The organism is Trujillonella humicola, assembly GCF_046233715.1.
Taxonomy (GTDB): Bacteria; Actinomycetota; Actinomycetes; order Mycobacteriales; family Geodermatophilaceae; genus Trujillonella; species Trujillonella humicola.
The window spans coordinates 41,321-63,850 of the sequence record NZ_JBJNRJ010000012.1; the positions used below are offsets into that span (position 1 = coordinate 41,321).

At 76.3% G+C, this 22,530-nt stretch carries 23 protein-coding genes; 14 read left to right on the forward strand and 9 right to left on the reverse strand.

Features of this window, described 5'->3' with window-relative positions:
- Positions 1–222: a hypothetical protein gene (locus tag ACK586_RS08825; protein WP_409330096.1), complete on the forward strand. Its 222-nt coding sequence runs from the start codon at positions 1–3 to the stop codon at positions 220–222.
- A gap of 165 nt (positions 223–387) precedes the next feature.
- On the forward strand, positions 388–975 hold the full coding sequence (locus ACK586_RS08830) for a TMEM165/GDT1 family protein (protein WP_409330097.1): 588 nt from the start codon (positions 388–390) through the stop codon (positions 973–975).
- A gap of 13 nt (positions 976–988) precedes the next feature.
- On the opposite strand, the gene ACK586_RS08835 is transcribed toward ACK586_RS08830, so the two are convergent.
- A complete protein-coding gene (locus tag ACK586_RS08835; RefSeq protein WP_409330098.1) occupies positions 989–1,213 on the reverse strand; it encodes a hypothetical protein in 225 nt (74 codons plus the stop codon).
- 181 nt (positions 1,214–1,394) lie between these two features.
- On the opposite strand from ACK586_RS08835, the gene ACK586_RS08840 reads away from it, so the two are divergent.
- Positions 1,395–2,537 (forward strand): MFS transporter, encoded by a 1,143-nt coding sequence (locus ACK586_RS08840; RefSeq protein ID WP_409330099.1) that lies wholly within the window; start codon positions 1,395–1,397, stop codon positions 2,535–2,537.
- Positions 2,538–2,579: 42 nt separating this feature from the next.
- Here the strand turns inward: ACK586_RS08840 and ACK586_RS08845 are convergent, their stop codons facing one another.
- A complete protein-coding gene (locus ACK586_RS08845) occupies positions 2,580–5,243 on the reverse strand; it encodes a diguanylate cyclase domain-containing protein (protein WP_409330100.1) in 2,664 nt (887 codons plus the stop codon).
- 113 nt (positions 5,244–5,356) lie between these two features.
- Positions 5,357–7,015 (reverse strand): GGDEF domain-containing protein, encoded by a 1,659-nt coding sequence (locus ACK586_RS08850; RefSeq protein ID WP_409330101.1) that lies wholly within the window; start codon positions 7,013–7,015, stop codon positions 5,357–5,359.
- Positions 7,016–7,128: 113 nt separating this feature from the next.
- On the opposite strand from ACK586_RS08850, the gene pheA reads away from it, so the two are divergent.
- Positions 7,129–8,085 (forward strand): prephenate dehydratase, encoded by a 957-nt coding sequence (pheA, locus tag ACK586_RS08855; protein ID WP_409330102.1) that lies wholly within the window; start codon positions 7,129–7,131, stop codon positions 8,083–8,085.
- Between the two features lie 5 nt (positions 8,086–8,090).
- On the opposite strand, the gene ACK586_RS08860 is transcribed toward pheA, so the two are convergent.
- Positions 8,091–10,199 (reverse strand): MMPL family transporter, encoded by a 2,109-nt coding sequence (locus tag ACK586_RS08860; protein ID WP_409330103.1) that lies wholly within the window; start codon positions 10,197–10,199, stop codon positions 8,091–8,093.
- An 81-nt stretch (positions 10,200–10,280) separates the two neighbouring features.
- Here ACK586_RS08860 and ACK586_RS08865 point away from each other — a divergent pair, with 81 nt between their 5' ends.
- Complete coding sequence (locus tag ACK586_RS08865) at positions 10,281–10,766, forward strand: MarR family winged helix-turn-helix transcriptional regulator (RefSeq protein ID WP_409330104.1); 486 nt, start codon at positions 10,281–10,283, stop codon at positions 10,764–10,766.
- Here ACK586_RS08865 and ACK586_RS08870 read toward each other — a convergent pair.
- The 3 genes from ACK586_RS08870 to ACK586_RS08880 are packed head-to-tail and all read right to left on the reverse strand — an operon-like array spanning position 10,757 to position 12,976.
- Entirely contained in the window at positions 10,757–11,143 is a 387-nt protein-coding gene (locus ACK586_RS08870; protein WP_409330105.1) for a GroES family chaperonin, read from the reverse strand. The genes ACK586_RS08865 and ACK586_RS08870 overlap by 10 nt on opposite strands.
- A 53-nt stretch (positions 11,144–11,196) precedes the next feature.
- Positions 11,197–11,544, reverse strand: coding sequence for a metallopeptidase family protein (locus tag ACK586_RS08875; protein WP_409330106.1), 348 nt, complete (start codon positions 11,542–11,544; stop codon positions 11,197–11,199).
- Between the two features lie 4 nt (positions 11,545–11,548).
- Entirely contained in the window at positions 11,549–12,976 is a 1,428-nt protein-coding gene (locus tag ACK586_RS08880) for a GuaB1 family IMP dehydrogenase-related protein (RefSeq protein WP_409330107.1), read from the reverse strand.
- 305 nt (positions 12,977–13,281) lie between these two features.
- On the opposite strand from ACK586_RS08880, the gene ACK586_RS08885 reads away from it, so the two are divergent.
- From ACK586_RS08885 to ACK586_RS08905, 5 genes are all read left to right on the forward strand, one after another.
- The gene (locus ACK586_RS08885) at positions 13,282–13,950 is read left to right on the forward strand and encodes a polysaccharide deacetylase family protein (protein ID WP_409330108.1); all 669 of its coding nucleotides are present in this window, start codon (positions 13,282–13,284) and stop codon (positions 13,948–13,950) included.
- Positions 13,951–13,978: 28 nt separating this feature from the next.
- Positions 13,979–15,274, forward strand: coding sequence for a serine--tRNA ligase (gene serS, locus ACK586_RS08890; RefSeq protein WP_409330109.1), 1,296 nt, complete (start codon positions 13,979–13,981; stop codon positions 15,272–15,274).
- Positions 15,271–16,194, forward strand: a complete 924-nt coding sequence (locus tag ACK586_RS08895) for an HAD family hydrolase (protein ID WP_409330110.1) — start codon at positions 15,271–15,273, stop codon at positions 16,192–16,194. Before serS ends, ACK586_RS08895 begins: the two co-directional genes overlap by 4 nt.
- A complete protein-coding gene (locus ACK586_RS08900; RefSeq protein WP_409330111.1) occupies positions 16,187–16,990 on the forward strand; it encodes a Cof-type HAD-IIB family hydrolase in 804 nt (267 codons plus the stop codon). Before ACK586_RS08895 ends, ACK586_RS08900 begins: the two co-directional genes overlap by 8 nt.
- A gap of 320 nt (positions 16,991–17,310) precedes the next feature.
- Positions 17,311–18,249, forward strand: a complete 939-nt coding sequence (locus ACK586_RS08905; RefSeq protein WP_409330112.1) for a slipin family protein — start codon at positions 17,311–17,313, stop codon at positions 18,247–18,249.
- Here ACK586_RS08905 and ACK586_RS08910 read toward each other — a convergent pair.
- Both ACK586_RS08910 and ACK586_RS08915 read right to left on the reverse strand, forming a co-directional pair.
- Entirely contained in the window at positions 18,218–18,412 is a 195-nt protein-coding gene (locus ACK586_RS08910; RefSeq protein WP_409330113.1) for a DUF1707 SHOCT-like domain-containing protein, read from the reverse strand. The genes ACK586_RS08905 and ACK586_RS08910 overlap by 32 nt on opposite strands.
- Positions 18,413–18,424: 12 nt before the next feature.
- Positions 18,425–18,982: a bacterial proteasome activator family protein gene (locus ACK586_RS08915; protein WP_409330114.1), complete on the reverse strand. Its 558-nt coding sequence runs from the start codon at positions 18,980–18,982 to the stop codon at positions 18,425–18,427.
- 97 nt (positions 18,983–19,079) lie between these two features.
- Between ACK586_RS08915 and ACK586_RS08920 the strand changes: the two genes are divergently transcribed.
- The 4 genes from ACK586_RS08920 (at position 19,080) to ACK586_RS08935 (ending at position 22,509) form a co-directional block, all read left to right on the forward strand.
- Positions 19,080–20,303: a cysteine desulfurase-like protein gene (locus ACK586_RS08920; RefSeq protein WP_409330115.1), complete on the forward strand. Its 1,224-nt coding sequence runs from the start codon at positions 19,080–19,082 to the stop codon at positions 20,301–20,303.
- 286 nt (positions 20,304–20,589) lie between these two features.
- A complete protein-coding gene (locus ACK586_RS08925; protein WP_409330116.1) occupies positions 20,590–21,114 on the forward strand; it encodes a sigma-70 family RNA polymerase sigma factor in 525 nt (174 codons plus the stop codon).
- On the forward strand, positions 21,111–21,758 hold the full coding sequence (locus ACK586_RS08930) for an anti-sigma factor family protein (protein ID WP_409330117.1): 648 nt from the start codon (positions 21,111–21,113) through the stop codon (positions 21,756–21,758). Before ACK586_RS08925 ends, ACK586_RS08930 begins: the two co-directional genes overlap by 4 nt.
- Positions 21,759–21,927: 169 nt before the next feature.
- The gene (locus ACK586_RS08935; RefSeq protein WP_409330118.1) at positions 21,928–22,509 is read left to right on the forward strand and encodes a hypothetical protein; all 582 of its coding nucleotides are present in this window, start codon (positions 21,928–21,930) and stop codon (positions 22,507–22,509) included.
- Positions 22,510–22,530: the final 21 nt, after the last annotated feature.

Consider the following 22,530-nt stretch of genomic DNA (forward strand, 5'->3'; position numbering starts at 1 on the left):
GTGGCCCGGATGCCGGAGGTCCCGGCCGTGTGCCGGGCCGTGGTGGTCGCCGCGTACCTCGCCGCGCTGGCCGTCGCCGGGGAGCCGGGGGCGCGCGCGGCGTGGCTCGGGCTGGCCCTGGTCGCGGTGTGGGCGGCCCCCTCGGTGGCCGCCGTCACAGGGCGCGCCTGGCGACGACGGCCGGCTCGGCGAGTAGAGTCCTCACCCAGCGAAGGGGAGTAGCCCCCAATGTCGCGGTCGACACACTGACCCAGCCGGTCCTCCGGCGCGGTCCGGCCGCGCGGCCCCGCTCCGGCGAGGCGGGCGAGACCTTCGGCCCAGGCAGCACGCTGCCGGGTCGAGGTCTCGCACCCCGTCCCGGCCGGACCGGAGAGGCCGCACCGTCCCGTGGACGCCGTACTCGTCAGCACCCTCGTCTCCTTCGGGGTCATCTTCGTCGCCGAGCTGGGCGACAAGTCCCAGCTCATGGCGCTGACCTTCGCCACGCGCTTCCGGTTCTGGCCGGTCCTCCTGGGCATCACGGCGGCCACCGCCGTGGTGCACCTGGTGAGCGTCGGCATCGGGTACGGGCTGGGCACGGCGCTGCCCACCGGCTGGATCAACCTCGCCGGCGCGGTCGCCTTCGTCGCCTTCGGCGTCTGGACGCTGCGCGGGGACACCCTCACCGAGGAGGAGCAGCGCAAGGCCAGTCGCGCGGTGAGGTCGGTGTTCCTCGCGGTGTTCGTCGCCTTCTTCCTCGCCGAGCTGGGCGACAAGACGATGCTCGCGACCATCACCCTGGCCACCGACTACGGCTGGTTCGGCACGTGGGTCGGGTCGACCCTCGGGATGGTCGCCGCCGACGCCCTCGCCATCGTCGTGGGCCGGGCGCTGGGCAAGCGCCTGCCGGAGAAGGCCATCGCCTACGGCGCGGCGGCGCTCTTCTTCGTCTTCGGCATCGTGCTGGCGATCGAGGCGGTCGCCGAGCTCACCTGATCCCGCCGCACCGTCAGGCCGCGCGGGCCTCGGCGGGCTCGAGAACGGGTCCGGCGGATCCCGCGGCCGGCACCGCCCGGGCCGCCCGGCCGGTGAGCAGCGGGGCCATCCACAGCGCGACGAGGGCCAGCGCCAGGACGGCGGACGCGGCGCCAGGGCTGCCGGCGACGGCCAGGGGGACCAGGAAGGCGAGGACGACGACGCTCCGGCACGCGGTGGCCGGCGACGGGACGGGCATGGCATCTCCCGGGAGGGGCGGGAACTCGGACGGTCCTGGAATGCCCGCGGCGCGCGGCCGCTCGGGCCATCGTCTGGCCCCCGGGGGCCATCGGGAAAGACCCGCGACGGCGGGCGCCTCCGGTGGGTACCGTGCGGGCATGCCGTTCCGTTGACGCCCGGACCGCTCCCGGCCGGACCCGGTGCCGGCCGCCGCCCGGCCGCTGGCCCGCCTCGCGGTGGGCTGGACCGCCCTGTCCGGGCTCGTGCCGTACTACCCGCTGTACGCGCTGCTGTTCCTCGACACGGGCCTGACCCAGGCCCAGGTCTCCGGGCTCTTCGCCCTCTGGTCGCTCACCGGCTTCCTGGCCGAGGTGCCCGCCGGCGTGCTCGCCGACCGCTGGTCGCGGCGCGGCGCTCTGGTGCTCGCCGGCGTGCTGGAGGCCGCGGCCTTCGCGCTGTGGACGGCGTCGCAGGCCCCCGCGTCCTTCGCTGCCGGGTTCGTGGTCTGGGGAGTGGCCGGCGCGCTGGTCTCGGGGACCGCGGAGGCGCTGGTGTACGACGGGCTGGCGGCCCGCGGCGCCGCGGACGCCTTCGCCCGCGTGCACGGCTGGACGACGGCGGCCGAGCTGCTGGTGCAGGTGCCGACCGCGGGGCTGGCGACCGTGCTGCTGGCCGCCGGCGGCTACGAGCTCGTCGGCTGGGTCAGCGTGGCGTGCTGCCTCGCCGCGGCCGCGCTGGCGCTGCGCTTCCCGGCGGCCCCGCCCGCCGCTCCGGACGAGGGCGAGGACGCCGTCCCGCTGCGCCGGGCGGTGGGAGTGGCGCTGCGCCGGCCCGGCCTGCGGCTCGTCGTCGCCGCGGTCGCGGTGCTGGGCGGGCTCGACGCGCTGGAGGAGTACCTGCCCGTCATGGCCGCCGACTGGGGGGTGCCCGCCGTCGCCGTGCCGGCCGCGGTGCTCGCGGTGGCGATGGCCGGCGCCCTCGGTGCCGCGCTCGGGGGACGGGCCGCCCGGCTGCCCGCGGCCGTCCTCCCGGCGTTGCTGGCCGCCGCGGCGGCGCTGCTGGCCGTGGCCGCGGTGTGGGCGCGGCCGGCGGCGCTCGCCGCGGTCGCGGTCGCCTACGGGCTGTACCTGTGCGTGCTCGTGGTGGCCGAGGCGCGGCTGCAGGAGCGGATCACCGGCCGCTACCGCGCCACGCTGACCTCGGTCGCCGGGCTGGGCATCGAGCTGGCGTCGCTGCTGGTGTTCGCGGCGTGGGCGCTCGGCGGTGCGCTCGCGGTCGCCGCGCTGGTGCTGCTGGCGGTGCCCCTGGTCGGGAGGGCGGTGCAGCGGGCGCCCGGGCCGTGACCCGCCGGGGCCCGGTCGGTCGTACCCGGGCGGGCCGCGGGGTCAGCGCGCCGAACGGCGGGCGATCCGTGCCGCGAAGACGCCGGCGGCGTGCCCGTTGTCGATGTTGCTGACCACGACGCCCGGCGTGGAGGAGCTCAGCATGGTCAGCAGCGCGCCGAAGCCACCGAAGGACCCCGGCTGCCCGGTCGAGGTGGGCACCGCGACGACCGGCACGTCGGTCGTCGCCGCCACGAGCCCGGCGAGGGACGCGTCGAGCCCGGCGACGACCACCAGGCAGTCGGCGTCGGCGAGCACGGCCGGGTCGACCAGGCCGCTGTGCACCCGCGCGCCGCCGAGGTCGGCCAGGCGGACGACGCCGGTGCCGGTGACCCGCGCGGCGAAGGCGGCCTCGGCGGCGACCGCGGCGTCCCCGCCGCCGGCGGAGAGGACGGCGACCCGCCCCACCGGCTCGGGCAGCGGGCCCACCGCGGCGGACATGGCCGCGGCGTCCACGGTCGTGTACGCGTCGTGCTCGGCGGCGAGCGCGACCAGGGTCTCCGCGGTGGCGCGGACGACGACCGCCGGCCGGTCCGGGTGCTCGCGCCGCGCCTCGCGGACCAGGGCGAGCACCTGCTCGGTGCTGCGCCCGGTCGCCCAGACGACGTCGGGCTCCGGCGTGCGCCCGCGGGCCGGGGCGCCGGCCGCCGGTGCCGCCGGGCGACCGCCGGCCAGCGGGACGTCGGCCGGGTCGGGCTCGAGCAGCAGCGGGGCGAACCCGCCGGTCACCGCGGCGAGCCCGGCGGCGCCCGCCGACGCCGCGCCGGCCGGTTCGGGCGCGGCCGGCTCGGGCGCGGCCGGGGCCGGGGGGGAGGCCGGGGGCGACGACGGGGGAGGCGGGCCGAACAGGGCGTCGAGCGGGGCGCCGGCCCGCTGGGTCACCGCCGACAGCCGGACGACGCGGTTGCGGCCGCTGCGCTTGGCGTCGTAGAGCACCCCGTCGGCCGCGGCGAACAGCGTGCGCCGGTCGTCACCGCGGGTGGCCGAGGCGATCCCGACGCTGATGGTGACCGGGCGCTGCAGGCCGATCGCCGTCCAGTCGTGCGCGGCCACCGCGCGGCGGATGCGCTCCAGCGCCCGCTCGCCCTGCTCGGCGGTGGTCTCCGGCAGCAGGACGACGAACTCGTCCCCCGCCCAGCGGCACACCTCGTCGGTGTCGCGGCAGCCCTCGAGGAGCAGCTCGGCGACGGTCCGCAGGACGGCGTCCCCGCCGGGGTGGCCGATGGCGTCGTTGATCGACTTGAACCGGTCGACGTCGACGACGGCGAGCGCGGGCACCGTGCCGGCCGCGAGCAGCCCGTCCAGCCGCGCCTCGGCGTACCGGCGGTTGGGCAGGTGGGTCAGCGGGTCCTCGTAGGCCTGCCGGCGCAGCTGCCCGGCGGCCCGCTCGGTCTCCAGCAGGCTCTTGCGCCGGCCGAACAGCTCCACCCAGCGGGTGCGCCGCTCGTCGACGCGGTCCAGCTCGTCGGCGAGGTAGGCCTGCAGGTAGGGCAGCGCCCGGCCGGCGTCGTCCAGCTCGGCGTGCAGGGTGCACAGCTCGCGCAGCGCGGCCCGGCGCAGCCGCGGGAGGCCGTGCTCGGTGGCCAGCGCGAGGGCCTTGGCCAGCTGCTCGTCGGCGCCGCCGCCGTCGCCCTGGCGGCGCAGCGCCCGGCCGAGGGCGAGCAGGGCGGCGGCCAGGAGCGCCCGGTCGCCGGTGGCGCTGGTGATCCGGACGGCGGCCCGCAGCGGTCCGGCCGCGGCCGCGTGCTCACCGAGGCCGACGAGCGCCCAGCCGTGCACGACCTGCGCGGCGACGACCGCGTCACCGGCCTCGGGCGGGAGCAGCGCCAGGGCGTCCTCGGCCAGCCGGCGCGCCTCGGCGAAGTGCGGCGCCGCGGAATCGGGCACCCCGTCGTCGAGCAGGCCCTCGCCGAGCTCGGCGCACAGCTCGCCGAGCCGGGTGGCGGCGCGGGCGACCAGCACGTCGGCGTCGCCGGTCGGGGCGCCGCCCTCCGGGCGTCCCGGGTCGTCCGGGGCCGCCGCCGCGGCGAGCGCGGTCTCGTGCGCGCGCCGCTGGTAGTCCAGCGCCAGCGGCATCAGCTCCAGGTCGGCGAGGACGCCGGCGAGGGTGGCGAGGGTGTCGACCAGCAGTGCCGACGGCGGCAGCGCCGGGTCGAGCAGGCTGGCGGCCTCGACCGCCTCGTCCATGGCGGCGTCGATCCGGCGGGACAGCAGCTCGATGCGGGCGTGGCGGGCGAGGCCCGCAGCCCGCTGGAGGTCGTCGGCGGTGGCGTCGAAGGCGGCCTTGGCCGAGCGCACCAGGGCGATGGCGAGGGCGGCGCGCGAGGCGGGGCCGGCGTGCGCCTCGGCGTCGTCGCCGCGGTCCAGCAGCCCGGCCACGCCGGCGTGCAGGTCCAGCGGCGCGGCGGCGGGCTCGCCGGGGGAGGGCTCCACGGGGTCGCCGACGAGGGTGAAGCCGGTCATCCGCAGCCGGCGGACGAGCAGCTCGGCGCGCAGCGTGTCGGCCCAGGCGCGGCCCAGGGACGCGGTGGCGGTCGGGTCGGCGTCGCCGGGCAGCGCGTAGGGGGAGGCGTCGCCCTCGACGTCGGCGAGCAGCTCCTCGGCGTCGTCCAGGCGCCAGTCGGAGAGGGCAGCGGTCACCCGGTGGTGCAGGGCTCCCGGTGGCACGAGCGCACTGTGCACGCCGTCCCCGCGCGTGTCACGCACCGCTCCGGCGGCGCGCCGGGCCGGTACGGGGGCGTCGTCCGTTTCGTCACAGGAGCCCCACGACGGCGAGCTCGTCATCGGCGCTCGGTCCCGCCGGCGCCCGGGGCCCGGACCCGGTTCCGGCCACCCCGCTTGGCGCTGAACAGGTGCAGGTCGGCGGTGTCGAACAGCGACCGCCAGCCCGAGGGGACGGCCGCCTGCTCGGTGTCGCGGGTGGGCGCCGTGGCCACCCCGATGCTGACCGTCACGGGCTCGGGCAGCTGCAGGTCGCCCCAGTCGGCGGCGGCCACCGCGGCGCGCAGCCGCTCCATCGCCAGCAGCGCCTGGCTCTCGGTGGCCTCGGGGAGCACCACGAGGAACTCGTCACCGGCCCACCGGTACACCTCGTCACCGGTGCGGCAGTGCTCGCGCAGCAGGTCGGCCACCCGCCGCAGCACCTCGTCGCCGTGCGAGTGGGAGGTGTCGTCGTTGACCTCCTTGAACCGGTCGACGTCGACCACGGCCAGCGACAGCGGCGCGTCGCCCAGCGGCATGGTGCCCAGCCGGCGCTCGGCGCTGCGCCGGTTGCCCAGCCCGGTGAGCGGGTCCTCCAGCGCGTAGGTGCGCAGCACCGCGGCCTGCCGCTCGGCCTCCCGCAGCCGGGAGCGGCGGACGAACATCTCCGCCCACAGCTCCCGGCTGCGCGCGTGGGCGCGGCCGGCCTCGGCGCGGTAGGCCTCCAGCCAGTGCAGCGCCTCGGCCGGGCGCCCCTGCGCGGCGGTGGCCTGGCCCAGCTCCAGCAGGCACTGGCGGTACCGGCGCCGGTCACCGGTGGCGGCGAAGGCCCCGGCCGCGTCGACCAGCAGGTCGGTGGCCTCGTCGGCGTGCCCGCCGCCGGCCCGCTCCCGGGACAGGCGGCCCAGCAGCCGCGCGAGCACGAGGTCGGTGTAACCACGCAGCCAGACGCCGCCGTCGCGGTGCACCCGTCGGTGCGCCCGCCGCAGCGGGCCCAGCGCGCCGTCCAGGTCACCCGCGCAGGCCATCGCCCAGGCCTGGACGACGTCGAGCAGGTCCTGGTCGGCGGGCTCGGGCTCCCAGTCCAGCTCCCGCGCCTCCGTGGCGCAGCTCAGCGCGACCGCGGCCAGCTCGCCGGCCCGCTCGTCCTCCCCGCGGCGGCACCGGGTCTGGGCGAGCTCGACGTGCTGCTGGGCGCACAGCCGCAGCAGCTGCCAGCGGTCGCCGAGGTCGGGCAGGGCGGCGGCGACCCGGGAGCCCTGCAGCGCCTGCGCCACGGCCAGCTGCTCCAGGTCGAGGGCCCCCAGGGTGAGCGAGAGCCACACGTGGGCCTGGGCGGAGGCGCGGCCCGGCGCCCCGCCCGAGGCCTCGGCCAGGAGGCTGGCGTCGACGGCCAGCAGCATCGCGGCGTCGACGTGGTCGGCGGTCGCCTCGACGTGCGCGAGGTAGGCCAGGGTCAGCGCGGTGAGCGACGACGGCGGGCAGCCGCCCAGCGCGGTGCGCGCCGCTCCGGCGGCCGCGGTGGCCGCCGCCCCGTCGGCGTCGACGAGCGCGCGGCGGGCGTCGAAGGCGTGCCGCCAGGCCACCCAGGCCGGGTCGGTGGCGGCGGCGAGCAGGTCGGCGGCGGCGTCGTGCTCCCGGGCGAAGACGACCGGGTCGACGCGGTCGCTGGCGGCGAGGAGACGCCGGAGCGCAGCATCCAGATCACGCTCAGTGACGCGGATGGTGCCGGGGGTCACGCATCCCTCCACTCCGGAAGCCGCGGCCGGCCTGTGGAACGCCGGCGGTCGGCGGCGAGGCGGTTCCCCCGGGGTCGACGTCCCGCCGACCCCGCCCGCACTACCCTCGTCGGATGCCCGCGATGCCCGTCAGCACGCAGACCAGCGCGTCCCCGACGCGGTTCGCCTACCTGGGTCCCGAGGGTACCTTCGCCGAGGCGGCGCTGAGCAGGGCAGTCGGGGACGCCGCCCCCCGGTCGCCGCGGCCGACCGTCGCCGCCGTCCTCGCCGCCGTCCGGTCCGGCGAGGTCGACGCCGCGCTGGTGCCCTTCGAGAACAGCATCGAGGGCTCGGTGCCGGCGACCATGGACGGCCTGGCCGACGGGGACCCGCTGCTCATCACGCGCGAGGTCTTCCTCGAGCCGACGTTCGTGCTGGCCGCCCGCCCGGGGACGGCGCTGGCCGGCGTCCGCTCGGTGGCCAGCCACCCGCACGCCCTCGCGCAGACGGCGCGCTGGCTGGCCGAGCACCTGCCCGGCCTGCCCCCGCAGTCGGAGAGCTCCACCTCCGGCGCCGCGGCCGCCGTGGCCGAGGGCCGGTACGACGCCGCGGTCTGCGCCCCGATCGCCGCGCAGCGCTACGGGCTCGACCCGCTCGCCGAGGACATCGCCGACCACCGCGGGGCCGTCACCCGCTTCGTCGTCGTCACCCGGCCCGGCCCGCTGCCCGCACCCACCGGCAACGACAAGACCTCCCTGGTGGCCGTCGTCGCCGACCGGACAGGCGCGCTGCTCGAGGTGCTGCGCGAGTTCGCCGGCCGCGGGATCAGCCTGACCCGCATCGAGTCGCGGCCCACCCGCGAGCGGCGCTGGGTGTACTCCTTCTCCCTGGACTGCGAGGGCCACGTGGCCGACGCGCGGGTGGGGGAGGCGCTGGCCGCGCTGCACCGCGTCTGCGAGGACGTCCGCTTCCTCGGCTCCTACCCGCGCGCCGACGATCGGGAGAACCGGCCGGTCGCCGAGGAGGCCACCGACGCCGCCTTCACCGACGCCGGGGCCTGGCTGGCCGAGGTGCGCGCCGGCCGGATCTGAGCCGGTCAGCCCCGCCGGGCCAGCCGGCCCGGCCACCAGACGCGGTCGCCGATCAGCCGCACCGCCGCCGGCACCAGCAGGGTGCGGACGACGAAGGTGTCCAGCAGGACGCCGAAGCCGACCAGGAAGCCCAGCTGGATGAGGATGACCAGCGGCAGCACGGTCAGCGCGCCGAAGGTGGCCGCCAGCACGAGTCCGGCGCTGGTGATGACCCCGCCGGTGACCGACAGCGCCCGCAGCACGCCCTCGCGCGTCCCGTGCCGCAGCGACTCCTCGCGCGCCCGGGTCATGAGGAAGATGTTGTAGTCGATCCCCAGGGCGACCAGGAACACGAAGCCGATCAGCAGCACCTGCGGGTCGCTGCTGGGGAAGCCGAACAGCGGGTCGAAGACCAGCGCGCCGACGCCGAGCGTGGCCGCGGTGCTCAGCGCGGTCGTCGCCACCAGCAGCACCGGCGCGACCAGCGCACGCAGCAGCAGCGCGAGCACGACCGTGATCACCAGCAGCACCAGCGGGACGATCACCGCGAGGTCCCGGGCGGCGGTGTCCTGGGTGTCCAGGTCCTGCGCGGTCGGGCCGCCGACCAGCGCGTCGCCGTCCACCGCGCGCACCGCCTCCCGGAGGTCGGCGACGGTCTCCCGGGCGCGGGTGCTGTCCGGGGCGTCGGCCAGCGTGGCGTCGAGCCGGACCAGGCCGTCGACCTCCACCGGCCCGGGTTGCCCCCCGGGGCCCGCGTCCTCCCCCGGGGGGCCGCCCGGCCGCCCGGGAAAGGGGTCGACGCCGGCCACGCCGTCCACCGCCGCGGCGGCCTCGGCCACCTGCTCCCAGCCCTCGGCGGGGGTCACGATCGTGGCCGGGGCCGCCGCGCCGGCGTCGAAGTGCCGGGCCAGGGCCACCTGCCCCTCGCCCGACGGCGACCCGCCGCGCACGGCCTCCGACAGCGGGATGCCGTCGGCGTCGAAGGTCGGCACGAACGCCGTCAGCACGACGAGCAGGCCCAGGCTGCCCAGCAGCGCGCGGCCCGGTCGCCGGCCGACGAGGCCGGCCACCCGTTCCCACCCGCGGCCGTGTCGCTGCTCGCTGCCGTACCTCGGGCGGAACGGCCAGAACGCGGCCCGGCCGAGCAGGGCCAGCACCGCGGGCAGGAACGTCAGCGCGGCCACCATCGCCAGCGCGATCCCCACGGCCGAGATCGGGCCCAGCCCCCGGTTGCTGCCCAGATCGCTGAACAGCAGGCACAGCACGCCGAGGACGACGGTCGCGGCGGAGGCGGCGATCGGCTCCCACGACTGGCGCAGCGCCGCCCGCATGGCGGTGAAGCGGGACTCCTCGCGGCGCAGCTCCTCCCGGTAGCGGGCCACGAGCAGCAGGCCGTAGTCGGTGGCCGCACCGACGACGAGGATCGAGGCGATGCCCTGGCTCTGCCCGTTCACCTCGATCCAGCCGCGGTCGGCGAGCAGGTAGGCGACCGCGAGCGTGGTGGTGAGGGCCAGGCCCGCGGTGCCGATCACCAGCAGCGGCAGCAGCGGGCTGCGGTAGACGACCAGCAGGATGAGGAGGACCACGCCGAAGGCCGCCAGCAGGAGCAGCCCGTCGATGCCGGAGAAGCCGTCGGCGAAGTCGCTGAAGAGGGCTCCGGGGCCGGTGACGTACTCCGTGGTCCCGGCGACCGCGGGCAGCCCGCGCAGGTCCTCGACCACCCCGGAGAGCGCCTCGCCGAGGTCGGGGCTCAGTGGCAGCACGGCCTGCGCCGCCTCGCCGTCCTCGGCCGGGATGGGCGGCGAGGCCGTGCCGGTGAGGGCGCCGGCGTCCTCGGCGATGCCGACCGCCTCGTCGACGCGGGCGGCGATCTCCTCCATGGTGGCGGGGGTCAGCGGGCCGTCGTCGCTCTCCCAGAGCAGGATGACCGGCAGGGAGCGCTCGGTGTCGAACTCCCGCAGCAGCTCGGAGACGCGCGTGGACTCGGCGCTGTCGGGGAGGAAGGCGGCGGAGTCGTTGGTCTGGACCTCGCCGAGCCGGCCGCTGAGCGAGCCGAGCGGCGCGGAGAGCGCCAGCCACGCGAGGACGACGAGGGCCGGCAGCAGCCAGCGGGCGGCAGGGGTCCTGCGCGGCATGCGAACTTCCCTCGAACGACGATAATCTCGACAATCGAGAGATTAGCCCGGATGACGGCGGACGGCACGGGGAGGTGGGGTGTGGAGGACGGGACGGCGGCCCGGCGGGAGGTCGCGCTGCTGCTGCGCCGGCTCACCGTCGAGCTCGACGCCGTCAGCCAGCGGTTCGCCGCCGCGCACGGCCTGAACCGGACCGACGTCCGGGCCCTGGTGGCGATCATGGACGCCGCCCGGCACGGGCGGGCGCTGACCGCCGGGGGCCTCGGCGCGGCGGTGGACTTGCGCTCGGCGTCGGTGACCGCGCTGGTGGACCGGCTGGAGCGGGTCGGCCACGTGCGGCGGGTGCGCGACCCGGAGGACCGCCGCCGGGTCTCCCTGCACATGACGGAGTCGGCGACGGCCGCCGGCGCCGAGCACTTCGGCGGGCTCGCCGCGGACCTGCTGGCGGCGATGGAGGGCTACAGCGACGAGGAGGTCGCCGTCGTCGGCCGGTTCCTCACCGACATGACCGAGGTGGTGGCCCGGCACGCCCGGGCGGCGGGGGAGCCGCCGGAGCCTCAGAGGTAGAGGCCGGTGTTGGCGTCCTCGATCCGCTCGGCGGCGACGGCGTGCACGTCGCGCTCGCGGAGGATGACCAGGTCCTCGCCGTGGACCTCGACCTCGTGCTGGTCCTCGGGGGAGAACAGCACCTGGTCGCCGACCTTCACCTGCCGGACGCTGTTGCCGACCCCGCGGGCCTCGCCCCACACCAGCCGCTTGGCGACCTGCGCGGTGGCGGGGATCAGGATGCCGCCGGTGGAGCGCCGCTCGCCGTCCTCCTTGCGCAGGGAGACCAGCACGCGGTCGTGCAGCATCTTGATCGGCAGCCCGTTGCCCTTGACGTCGACCACGCCGGCCCACGTTACGCGGCCGCCTCCGCGCGAGATCTGCACACTCGTCGCCATCAGCCGCTGATGGCGACGAGTGTGCAGATCTCGTCGAGGGGGGAGGGGGGTGCTCAGCCCCAGCCGAGCTCGTGCAGGCGGTCGTCGTCGATGCCGAAGTGGTGGGCGATCTCGTGGACGACGGTGATGGTGACCTCCTCCACCACGTCGTCCTCGGTCTCGCAGATGTCGCAGATGGCCTCGCGGTAGATCATGATCCGGTCCGGCAGCTCGCCGCCGTACTGCCAGCCGCGCTCGGTGAGCGCGAACCCCTCGTAGAGCCCCAGCAGGTCCGGTTCGTCGGGGTTGCGGTCCTCGACGAGGACGACGACGTTGTCCAGCAGCCGCATCAGCTCCTGCGGGACCTCGTCGAGCGCGTCGGCCACCAGCTCCTCGAACTGCTCGCGGGGCAGCGCGTTCACGCCGTCACCAGCTGGTCGGCTGCGGCCGGCCCTCCTCGTAGCCGGCCGCGCTCTGCACCCCCAGCACGGCGCGCTCGTGCAGCTCGTCGACGGTGCGGGCGCCGGCGTAGGTGCACGACGACCGCACCCCGGCGACGATCTGGTCGATCAGGTCCTCCACGCCGGGCCGGGCGGGGTCCAGGTACATCCGCGAGGAGCTGATGCCCTCCTCGAACAACCCCGCCCGGGCCCGCTCGAAGCCGCTCTGCCCCGACGTCCGTGCCTTGACCGCGCGGGCCGAGGCCATGCCGAAGGACTCCTTGTACAGCCGGCCGCTGCCGTCGTCGTGGATGTCCCCGGCGCTCTCGTAGGTGCCGGCGAACCAGGAGCCGACCATCACGTTGGCCGCGCCCGCGGCCAGCGCCAGCGCGATGTCGCGCGGGTGGCGCACCCCGCCGTCGGCCCACACGTGCCGGCCCAGCGCGCGGGCGGCCGCGGCGCACTCCTCCACGGCGGAGAACTGCGGGCGGCCGACGCCGGTCATCATCCGGGTGGTGCACATCGCGCCGGGCCCGACGCCGACCTTGACGACGTCGGCGCCGGCCTCGACCAGGTCGCGGGTGCCCTCGGCGGTGACCACGTTGCCGGCGACCACCGGAACGGACCCGGCCACCGAGCGGACCGCGCGCACCGCCTCGACCGCCCTCTCCTGGTGGCCGTGCGCGGTGTCGACGACGAGCACGTCGACCCCGGCGGCCAGCAGCGCGCCGGCCTTGCCGGCCACGTCGCCGTTGATGCCGACGGCGGCCGAGGTGAGCAGCTGCCCCTGCGGGCCGACCGCCGGCTGGTACAGCGCCGAGCGCAGCGCGCCCTTGCGGGTGATCACCCCGACCAGCCGGTCGCCCTCCACCACCGGGGCGGCGCTGATCCGCTCGTCGGAGAGGACGTCGAAGATCTTCGGCAGGTCGGTGCCGGCCTGGACGGTCAGCGGGTCGCGGGCCATGACCTCCGACAGCTGGGTGAAGCGGTCCACCCCCTGGCAGGCGCCGTCGGTGACCACGCCGACCGGGCAGCCGCCCTCGACGACCACGACGATCCCGTGCGCGCGCTTGGTGAGCAGCGACAGCGCCTCCCCCACGGTCGAGGTGGGCGACAGGGTGATCGGGGTGTCGTAGACGGGGTGGCGCGCCTTGACCCAGCTGATCACCTCGGAGACGACGTCGACCGGGATGTCCTGCGGGAGCACGGCCAGCCCGCCGCGGCGCGCGGTGGTCTCGGCCATCCGCCGCCCGGAGATGGCGGTCATGTTGGCCACGACGACCGGGATCGTCGTCCCGATCCGGTCCGGCGTGGTCAGGTCGACCTCGAGCCGGGAGCCCACGGTGGAGTGGTTGGGCACCATGAAGACGTCGGCGTAGGTGAGGTCGTGCGAGGGCCGCTGCAGGAACCGCATGCCCCCAGTGTCCCGCAGGCGCTCCTGCGCGCGCGGTCGCCGGTCGGCTGCTCCGCAGGCGCCCGCAGGGGACCTTGCCAGCCCGGTCCCGGGCGGTCACCGTGCCCGCATGGACCGACGTGCCTTCCTGGCCGCAGCCGTCGCCGGCACCGCCGCGCTGGCCGGGTGTTCGGCGGACCGGCCATCCCCTCCGCGGGCCGCGACGACGTCCCGGACCAGCGAGCCCCCCGCCCCGCCGCGCGCCGGTCCCGACCACCGCGCCCCCGACCCCGGGCACGCCGGAGCAGATCCTCGCCCGCTCCACCGTGCCGGTGCTCTGCTTCCACCAGTTGCGCGAGTTCCGTCCGGACGACAGCGAGTACGCGCGCACGATCATCACCCCGCCCGGTGTGTTCACCGCCCAGCTGCAGGCGCTGCGCGATGCCGGGTGCACCAGCGTGACCGGGCCGGCGCTGATCGACCACCTGCAGTTCGGGACCCCGTTGCCCGACCGGCCCGTGCTGCTGACCTTCGACGACGGATCGGCCACGCACTCCTCGGTGGCCCTGCCGGTGCTGCAGCAGTTCGGCTTCACCGGCACCTTCTTCCCGATGACCGTCGTCCTCGACAAGCCGGACTGGCTGAGCCGCGACCAGGTACGCGATCTGGACCGCGCGGGCATGACGATCGGCGCCCACACCTGGGATCACCAGCGCCTGGATCGGCTGCCCGACGGCGAGTGGGCCACCCAGCTGTCCGGGCCGGCCGCCGAGCTCGCAGACATCGTGGGCCACCCGGTCGACCTGCTGGCCTATCCGCACGGCATGTGGTCACCGGCGACCCTCGATCACGTCGCGGTTGCCGGCTACCGGGCGGCGTTCCAGCTCAGTGACGCCCAGGACGCCGCGCGCCCGCTCCTGACCGTGCGCCGGATCATGCCGCCACCGACGTGGGACGGGCCCACCCTGCTGGCGCGGCTGGAGGCCGATTTCTGAACCGGGGGCCGCCTCCTACGATCGGTCCGTGATCGACCTGCGTCTCGTGCGCGAACACCCCGACGTCGTCCGTGCCAGCCAGCGGGCCCGGGGAGCCGACGAGTCCCGGGTCGACGACCTGCTCGCCGCCGACGCCGCCCGCCGCGAGGCCGTCAAGCGCGCCGACGACCTGCGCGGCGAGCAGAAGTCGGCCTCGCAGGCCGTCAAGAAGGCGACTCCCGACGAGCGCCCGGCGGTGCTGGAGCGCGCCAAGGCCCTGGCCGCCCAGGTCAAGCAGGCGGAGGAGGCCCAGCGGGCGGCCGACGCCGCGCTGCGCGAGGCGCACCTGAAGATCGCCAACGTGGTCCACGACGGCGTCCCGCCCGGCGGGGAGGACGACGCGGTGACCCTGCGCACCGTCGGCGAGGTGCCCGCCTACGACTTCGCCGTGCGCGACCACCTGGAGATCGGCGAGGCCCTGGGCGCCATCGACATGGAGCGCGGGGCGAAGGTCTCCGGCGCCCGCTTCTACTTCCTCACCGGGCCGGGCGCGCTGCTGGAGTTCGCCCTCGCCCAGCTGGCGATCAGCCGCGCGGTCGCCGCCGGGTTCACCCCCGTCGTCGCCCCGGCCCTGGTGCGGCCGGAGGCGATGGAGGGCACCGGCTTCCTCGGCGAGCACGACGAGGAGGTCTACCGCGTCGAGCGCGACGACCTGTACCTGGTCGGCACCTCCGAGGTGGCGCTGGCCGGCATGCACGCGAACGAGGTGCTCGACCTCTCGGCCGGGCCGCGCCGCTACGCCGGCTGGTCGTCGTGCTTCCGCCGCGAGGCCGGCTCCTACGGCAAGGACACCCGCGGCATCATCCGGGTGCACTGGTTCGACAAGGTCGAGATGTTCAGCTTCTGCCGGCCCGAGGAGGCCGCCGCGGAGCACCGCCGGCTGCTGGCCTGGGAGGAGGAGTTCCTCCAGGCCCTGGAGCTGCCCTACCGGGTCGTCGACATCGCCGCCGGGGACCTGGGCACGTCCGCCGCCCGGAAGTTCGACATCGAGGCGTGGTTCCCCAGCCAGGGCACCTACCGCGAGCTCACCAGCACGTCGGACTGCACGACCTTCCAGGCCCGCCGGCTGGCCATCCGCTACCGGGACGCCGACGGGAAGCCGCAGACCGCGGCCACGCTCAACGGCACCCTGTGCGCCATCGCCCGCACGATCGCCTGCCTGCTCGAGGTGCACCAGCGCGCGGACGGCTCGGTGCACGTGCCCGCGGCACTGCGGCCGTGGCTGGGCGGGCACGAGGTGCTCACGCCGGGCATGGCTCTCGCCGCGCCGGTGCCCGTGCCGTGACGGCGGTCCCCCCGGGGCCGGTCCGGGCGCACGGCGTGCTGGCCGGCTACGACGAGGTGGTCGAGCTCGGCGACCCGGGGCCGTGGCGGCCCAAGCTGGTGGCCAGCGACCTCGACGGCACCCTGCTCGACGGCGACTCCACCGTCAGCCCGCGCACCCGTGCCGCCCTCGACGCGTGCTGGGCGGCCGGCGTCCCCGTCGTCGGCGTCACCGGGCGCGGTCCGCGGCTGCTGGAGAGCATCCGCGCCGCGCTCGACGGCCGGGGCATCGCGGTGCTCGCGCAGGGTGGCTACGTCGTCGACCTGGAGCGCGACGAGGTGCTGCGCACGGTCGGCCTGCCGCGCGCGCAGGCCCAGGCGGTCATCGACCGGATCGAGCAGGTGGCCGGCGAGCTGATCGTGGCCGTCGAGGACGCCGCCGAGCAGAGCGAGGTGCACACCCAGCTGCGGGTGCAGCACGGCTTCGAGTGGCCCTACCCCGAGCCGGCCCACCTGCTGCCCCGCCACCAGGTGCTGCCGCCCGGGGCGGTGCTCAAGGCGTTCCTGCGCTCGCCGTCCCTCGGCCAGGACGAGCTGCTGGCCCGCGCCCGGGAGGTGGTCGACCCGCGCGAGGCCGAGGTGACCCACGCCGGGCTGGGGTTCATCGAGGTCCTGCCGCCGGGGATCACCAAGGCCTCCGGGCTGGCGGTGGCGCTGGACCGCTACGGCGTCGACTTCGGCGACGTGCTGGTCTTCGGCGACATGCCCAACGACCTGCCGATGATCACCGCGGTCAACGACGCCGGAGGCCGCTCGGTCGCCGTCGCCAACGCGCACCCGTCGGTGCGGGCGGCGGCGCAGGCGCGGACCAGCGGGCACGACGTCGACGGCGTCGCCCGGTACCTGGAGGCGGTCTTCGGCCGGGAGGTGACCGGTGTCTGACTGGCGGCCGCGGCTCATCGCCAGCGACATGGACGGCACGCTGCTGCGGGGGAACGACGTCGTCAGCCCCGAGACCGTGGCCGAGCTGGAGCGGTGGCGGGCCGACGGCGTCCCGGTGGTGCTGGCGACCGGCCGGCCGCCGCGGTGGATGGTCCGCATCCGCGAGCAGCTGCGGCACGGCACGGCCGTGTGCTGCAACGGCGCCGTCCTGCTGGACCTGGAGACCTTCACCATCCTCGACGAGGACGCCCTCGGCCCCGACGTCCTCCAGGAGGTCACCGCCGAGCTGCGGCGGCTGCAGCCGGACACCTGGTTCGCCGTCGAGTACGGGCTGGAGTTCCGCCACGAGCCGATCTACCAGCCCCGCTGGGACGTCGACGCGCCCGGCGTGGCGGTGGCGACGCTCGACGAGATGGTGACCGCGCCGGTGGCCAAGCTGCTCGCCCGCCACGAGTCGCTGCCGCGCGAGGAGTTCATGGGCCTGGTGGAGCGCGTCGCCGGGCCCCGCGCCACGGTCACCAACTCCTCGTCCGACGCGCTGGCCGAGATCTCCGCGCCGGGCGTCACCAAGGCCAGCGGTCTGGCCAAGGTCGCCGGGCAGCACGGGGTGGACCCGGCCGACGTCGTCGTCTTCGGTGACATGCCCAACGACATCGCGGCCTTCGAGTGGGTGCGGGCCGGCGGTGGCCGGGCCGTGGCGATGGCGCACGCCCACCCCGACCTGCTCGCCGTCGCCACGGACGTCACCGGCACCAACGAGGAGGACGGCGTGGCGGCCTTCCTCGCCTCGCTCTAGCCGGCGCCCCGCCGCCCGGCGCGGTGCAGCGTCGGCTCAAGGGCCGGCGCCCGCTGCCGAGACTCCCGTGGAGCGGGGACCTGCAGCAGGCGGTCGCGCGCTTCGCGGTCTGAGCCCACCGGCCCCGGCCCACCGACCACGGCGGCGCCGTCTCCCCCCGGGGGGAGACGGCGCCGTCGCGCGTCGTCGCAGGTCACGGCCGGGTCACGGTCGGGTCCCCGCGCGGCCGTCGTCCTCGTGGGACAGTCGAGGAGGACGGGTCGGCGCCCATGCGCCGCGGGACCGTCCCGCGGCGCGACCGGCCGCGGAGGTGTCCGTCCATGACCACCCTGCTCGTGGTCCTCCTGGTGATCGGTGTGCTGGCACTGGTCACCGCCGGGGCCAGCCTCAAGATGGTCCAGCAGTACCAGCGCGGCGTGGTGCTGCGGTTCGGCCGGCTGCTGGAGGGGGTCCGGGAACCCGGGTTGCGGGTGCTGATCCCGTTCGCCGACCAGATGACGAAGGTGCCGGTGCAGACGCTGGTCCTCGACGTGCCCTCCCAGGGCACCATCACCCGCGACAACGTGACCATCGGCGTGGACGCCGTCGTCTACTTCCGGGTCGTCGACCCCGTCCGGGCGGTCATCAACGTGGAGAACTACCTGGTGGCCACGTCCCAGGTCTCGCAGACGTCGCTGCGCTCGGTGATCGGCCGGGCCGACCTGGACACGCTGCTGTCCGACCGCGAGGCCATCAACACCGAGCTGCGCGCCGTCATCGACACCCCGACCGAGGACTGGGGCATCAAGATCGACCGGGTCGAGGTCAAGGACATCTCGCTGCCCGAGGGCATGCGCCGGTCGATGTCGCGGCAGGCCGAGGCCGAGCGCGATCGCCGCGCCCGGGTCATCTCCGCCGGCGGCGAGCTCGAGGCCTCCGAGAAGCTCTCGCAGGCCGCCCAGGCGATGAGCTCGACCCCCGGGGCGCTGCAGCTGCGCCTGCTGCAGACCGTCGCCGACGTGGCCTCGGACAAGAACAGCACCCTGGTCATGCCGATCCCGGTCGAGCTGCTCCGCTACTTCGAGCAGGCCGCCGGGGGGCAGGCGGCGGGCAGCGCCCAGCCGGTCACGTCCGGTGCGGACGGGGCCGCCCCGGAGTCCGCCGGGGACCGGCCGGTCCGGGAGCTGGAGGCCTCCCGCCCGGCCGCGCCCTCGGCCGACGGCGTCCCCGACCGCGTCGCCGACGGCGTCACCAGAGGCTCCGCGGCAGGTCCTGCATGAGATCGGCGAGCTCGCCGAGGGTGCGGGCGGCGTAGGCCGCCCGCACCCGCTCGTCGAACTCGTCGATCGTCAGGCGGCCCTGGGTGAGCGCCCGCTGCAGCTGGCGGACGGTCTCCTCGCGGTCGGCGTCACCGGCGCGGACGGCCCGCCGCTCGTCCTCCACGGGCGGGTGCCGCTACAGGTACTGGCCGCCGCCGGGGCGGAGGTCGGGCTGTTGCGGGGCGCCGGCGGACGGACCGCCGGGCAGGGCGCGCCGGCGCATCTCCTCCAGCTGCGCGCGGGCGGCCATCTGCTGGGCGAACAGCGCCGTCTGGATGCCGTGGAAGACGCCCTCCAGCCAGCCCACCAGCTGCGCCTGGGCGATCCGCAGCTCGGCGTCGGACGGCGTCTGGCTCTCGTCGAAGGGCAGCGTGATCCGCTCCAGCTCCTCGCGCAGCTCGGGCGCGAGGCCCTGCTCCAGCTCGCGGATGGACGACGCGTGGATGTCGCGCAGCCGCTGCCGGCTGGCGTCGTCGAGCGGAGCGGCGCGGACCTCCTCGAGCAGCTGCTTGATCATCGTGCCGATCCGCATGACCTTGGCCGGCTGCTCCACCATCTCGCCGAGCGCCGCGGCGCCGTCCTGACCACCGTCCTCCGCGCCGGCGGCGACGGGCATCGCACCGACCGGCCGGCCGTCCGGCCCGACGACGACGACCTGCTGCGGACGCTCACTGCCGTTCCCGGGGATCGTCATGCCCCCCATCCTGCCCCGCCCCCGCGCCCTCCTGCAGGGGCCCGCCGCGGGCATGCGAGTGGTGGGGGGCAGGAGCAGCCTCCTAGGGTCGGTGTACATGGGATCGGGGGACGCGCGCCTGGACGTTGCGCGTGTCCGCGGCCAGTTCCCGGGCCTGTCCGACGGACTGGTGCACACCGAGGGCCCGAGGGGCACGTTGGTGCCGGAGAACGTCGTCCACGCGATCACCCAGGCGATGCGGGTGCCGGTGGCGCCGCGCGGCGGGGTGTTCCCGGCCTCGGCCCGCGCCGAGGGGCTGGTCGCCGGCGCCCGGGCCGCCCTGGCCGACCTGACCGGCGGGGTCCCGGCGGGGGTCGTCCTGGGAGCCAGCGCGACGGCGCTGACCTACGTCCTCGCCGGGGCGGTGGCCCGTACCTGGCGGCCCGGCGACGAGATCGTCGTCAGCCGGCTGGACCACGACGCCAACATCCGGCCCTGGGTCCAGATGGCCGAGCGGCGCGGCGTGCACGTCCGCTGGGCCGAGGTGGACATCGAGACCGGTGAGCTGCCCGCCTGGCAGTACGACGAGCTGCTCACCCCCCGGACCCGGCTGGTCGCCGTCACCGCCGCCAGCAGCGCGATCGGCACCCGCCCCGACGTGGCCGCGATCGCCGCCCGCGCGCACGGCGTGGGGGCGCTGGTCGTCGTCGACGCCGTCCACGCCGCCGCGCACCACCCGGTCGACCGGCTGGCGCTGGGCGCGGACCTCCTCACGGTCTCGGCCTACAAGTGGTGCGGGCCGCACGTCGGCGCGGTCGTCGCCGACCCGGAGGTGCTCGCCGGGCTCTGGCCGGACAAGCTGCGGCCGGCTCCGGACCGGGTGCCCGACCGCTTCGAGATCGGCGGCCAGCCGTTCCCGCTGTACGCGGGCGTCGCCGCCGCCGTCGACCACCTGGCCGGGCTGGCCGGGGAGGCGGCGGGCAGCCGGCGGGAGCGGCTGCTGCGGTCGATGGCCGCCGTCGCCGCCTACGAGGGTCAGCTGTTCGGCTGGCTGGACCAGGCCCTGCGCGCCATGCGGCACGTCACGGTGCTGGGCGCGGCCGACGACCCGACGCCGGTGCTCTCGTTCACCGTGGCCGGCATGCGGCCGCGGCAGGTGACCGCCGACCTGGCCCGCCGGGGGATCTGCGCCTGGGACGGCGACCAGTACGCCCGCGAGCTCTTCGACGCCATCGGCGCCAGCGAGCACGGCGGCGCCGTGGGGCTGGGCCTCATGCACTACAACACGGCCGAGGAGGTCGGGTACGTGATCGACGCGGTCGCCGCCCTCCGCCCCCGCTGACGGCAGTCACCGGCCGCGGCGCACCGCCGCCGGTGGACGACGCCTGGTGACGACCCGCGGCGCCCGGTGCGCGCCGCGGTGACGTCGCACCCGAGGTGAACCGCCGGCCCGCACGCTGGGTGCTTCCGGGTGTCGGTGCCCGGGCGGCCGGGCCCGTGTGGGAGGGAGTGGCCATGCGGGAGACGTCGACGTCCGGCCGCGGGCCGGCACCGGTGGGCCGAGCGGGGGCCCCCTCCGGACCCCCGGCCGCCCGGCACCCGGGGTCGGACCCGGCCCGCCCGCGCTGATGGGCGCGCGCGGCCGGGACACCCAGGAGGAGAGCCTGCGTGCCCTGTGCGACGCGCACGCCTCGGCGCTGCTCGGCTACGCCCTGCGCCTGTGCGGCGGCGACCACGCCTCGGCCGAGGACCTCGTCCAGGAGACGCTGGTCCGGGCATGGCGGCACCTCGGCCGGCTCGACGAGCAGGCCGCGCCGGTGCGCCCGTGGCTGTACACCGTCGCCCACCACCTGGCGATCGACGCGCACCGGGCGCGGCACGCCCGCCCGCACGAGGTGGGGGACGACGCCATGGCCGCCATTCCGAGCCTCGACCAGCTGGACGGCGCCCTGGACCGGATCATCCTGGTGGACGCCCTGAGCTCGCTCTCGCGCGACCACCGCACCGTCCTGGTGGAGACGTACTACCGCGGGCGCTCCGTCGGAGAGGTGGCGGTCGTCCTGGGCGTCCCGCCGGGCACGGTGAAGTCCCGCTGCTACTACGCCCTGCGCGCGCTCAAGCTGGCCCTGGCCGAACGGGGGATGGCCGCGTGACCTGCCCCCGGGGCGCCATCGATCTCGGCGCCTACGCGCTGGGGGTGCTGGAGACCGAGGAGCGGCGCCGGGTCGAGGAGCACCTGGCCGGCTGCGCCCCGTGCCGGGCCGAGCTCGGGGAGCTGCGGGGCCTGCCGGAGCTGCTGGACCGGGTGGACCCCGCCGAGCTGACCGGTCCGCCGCCGCAGCCTCCGCCGGACCTGGCCGACCGGGTCCGGGCGGTGGTGGACCAGGAGGCCCGGCCCGGGCGCCGACGGCGGGTGCTGCTGGTCGCAGCGGCGCTCGTGCTCGCCGTCGCCGCTGCCGTCGGGGTGCTCCTCGCGACCCGCCCGGCCGGTCCGGCGACGCTGACCGCGGTGGCCGGACCCGTGCAGATCAGCGTCACCGCGACCGGGGAGCCCGGCGGCACGGATCTGGACGTGACCGTGACCGGACTGGCCGAGCACACCTACTGCCACCTGTTCGTGGTCGACCGGGACGGCAGCTGGCACGACGCCGGGGAGTGGGCGGCCACCTACGACGGGGAGGGGTGGTACCGCGGCTGGACCGACGTCGACCGGGACGCCCTGGCCGCCGTGGTCCTGCGTGACGGCGCCGGGAACGAGCTGATCCGGGTGGCGGTCCGACCGGTCAGCTCTCGGTGACCTCGGCAGCAAGTGTTGACCACGGTGCCTAAAACGGGGGACGAGGAGCCCTGCCGCCGGATTCCGGCCGTCAGGCTGCCGATGTCCGGGAGCGTGGTGCGGTCGCCACGCCGTCGGCGGCTGTGAGTGCACGCGTGGATCAGCGGGTCTGCCGTGAGATCGTCACACCATGCGGCCGGAGAGCTTCGATGCAGACCTGGCTGGACAGTGGAGTCGTTGGGTCCTTGACCACGGACTGCCGGAGGTCCCTGGCTCCGAGCTGGGTGTCGGCGAGTCTGTGCCGGTCGCCTACTGGATCGGTCCGAGCACGGCGGCGGTGCTGCACATCCGCCGGGTACAAGACGAGGACGACGAGTCCCCGCTCACCGAGACGGACATCGACCTGTTCTGCCTGGTGGATGGGAACTGGGAGACGTGGGGCGGCGGGGGTGGCGGCTGGCCCGAGGAGTCACCACTGGCCCGGTTGGCGGTCCCGCCGAATCACGTGGACCTCGGCGGGATGAACAGCGGTGTAGACGGCGACCGTGGGTGCAAGGCGCTGTGGGGCTCGGTCGGCACCGACGCAGTGATGGCCGAGGTGAGGCAGGCCGGCCAGGTGACGCGTCGTCGTGTCGAGGCGCCGGTTGGCGCGTTCGTGGTGAGCGGCGAGTACACCGAACCGTTCACCGTCCGCGTGCTGAACGCGCATGGCGATGTTCTCGCCGAGGTCGACGAGCCGGCGGGGTTCGATGACGAGTCGCCGTGGCCGTGAGCGGGCGGGTGCGAGGTCGAA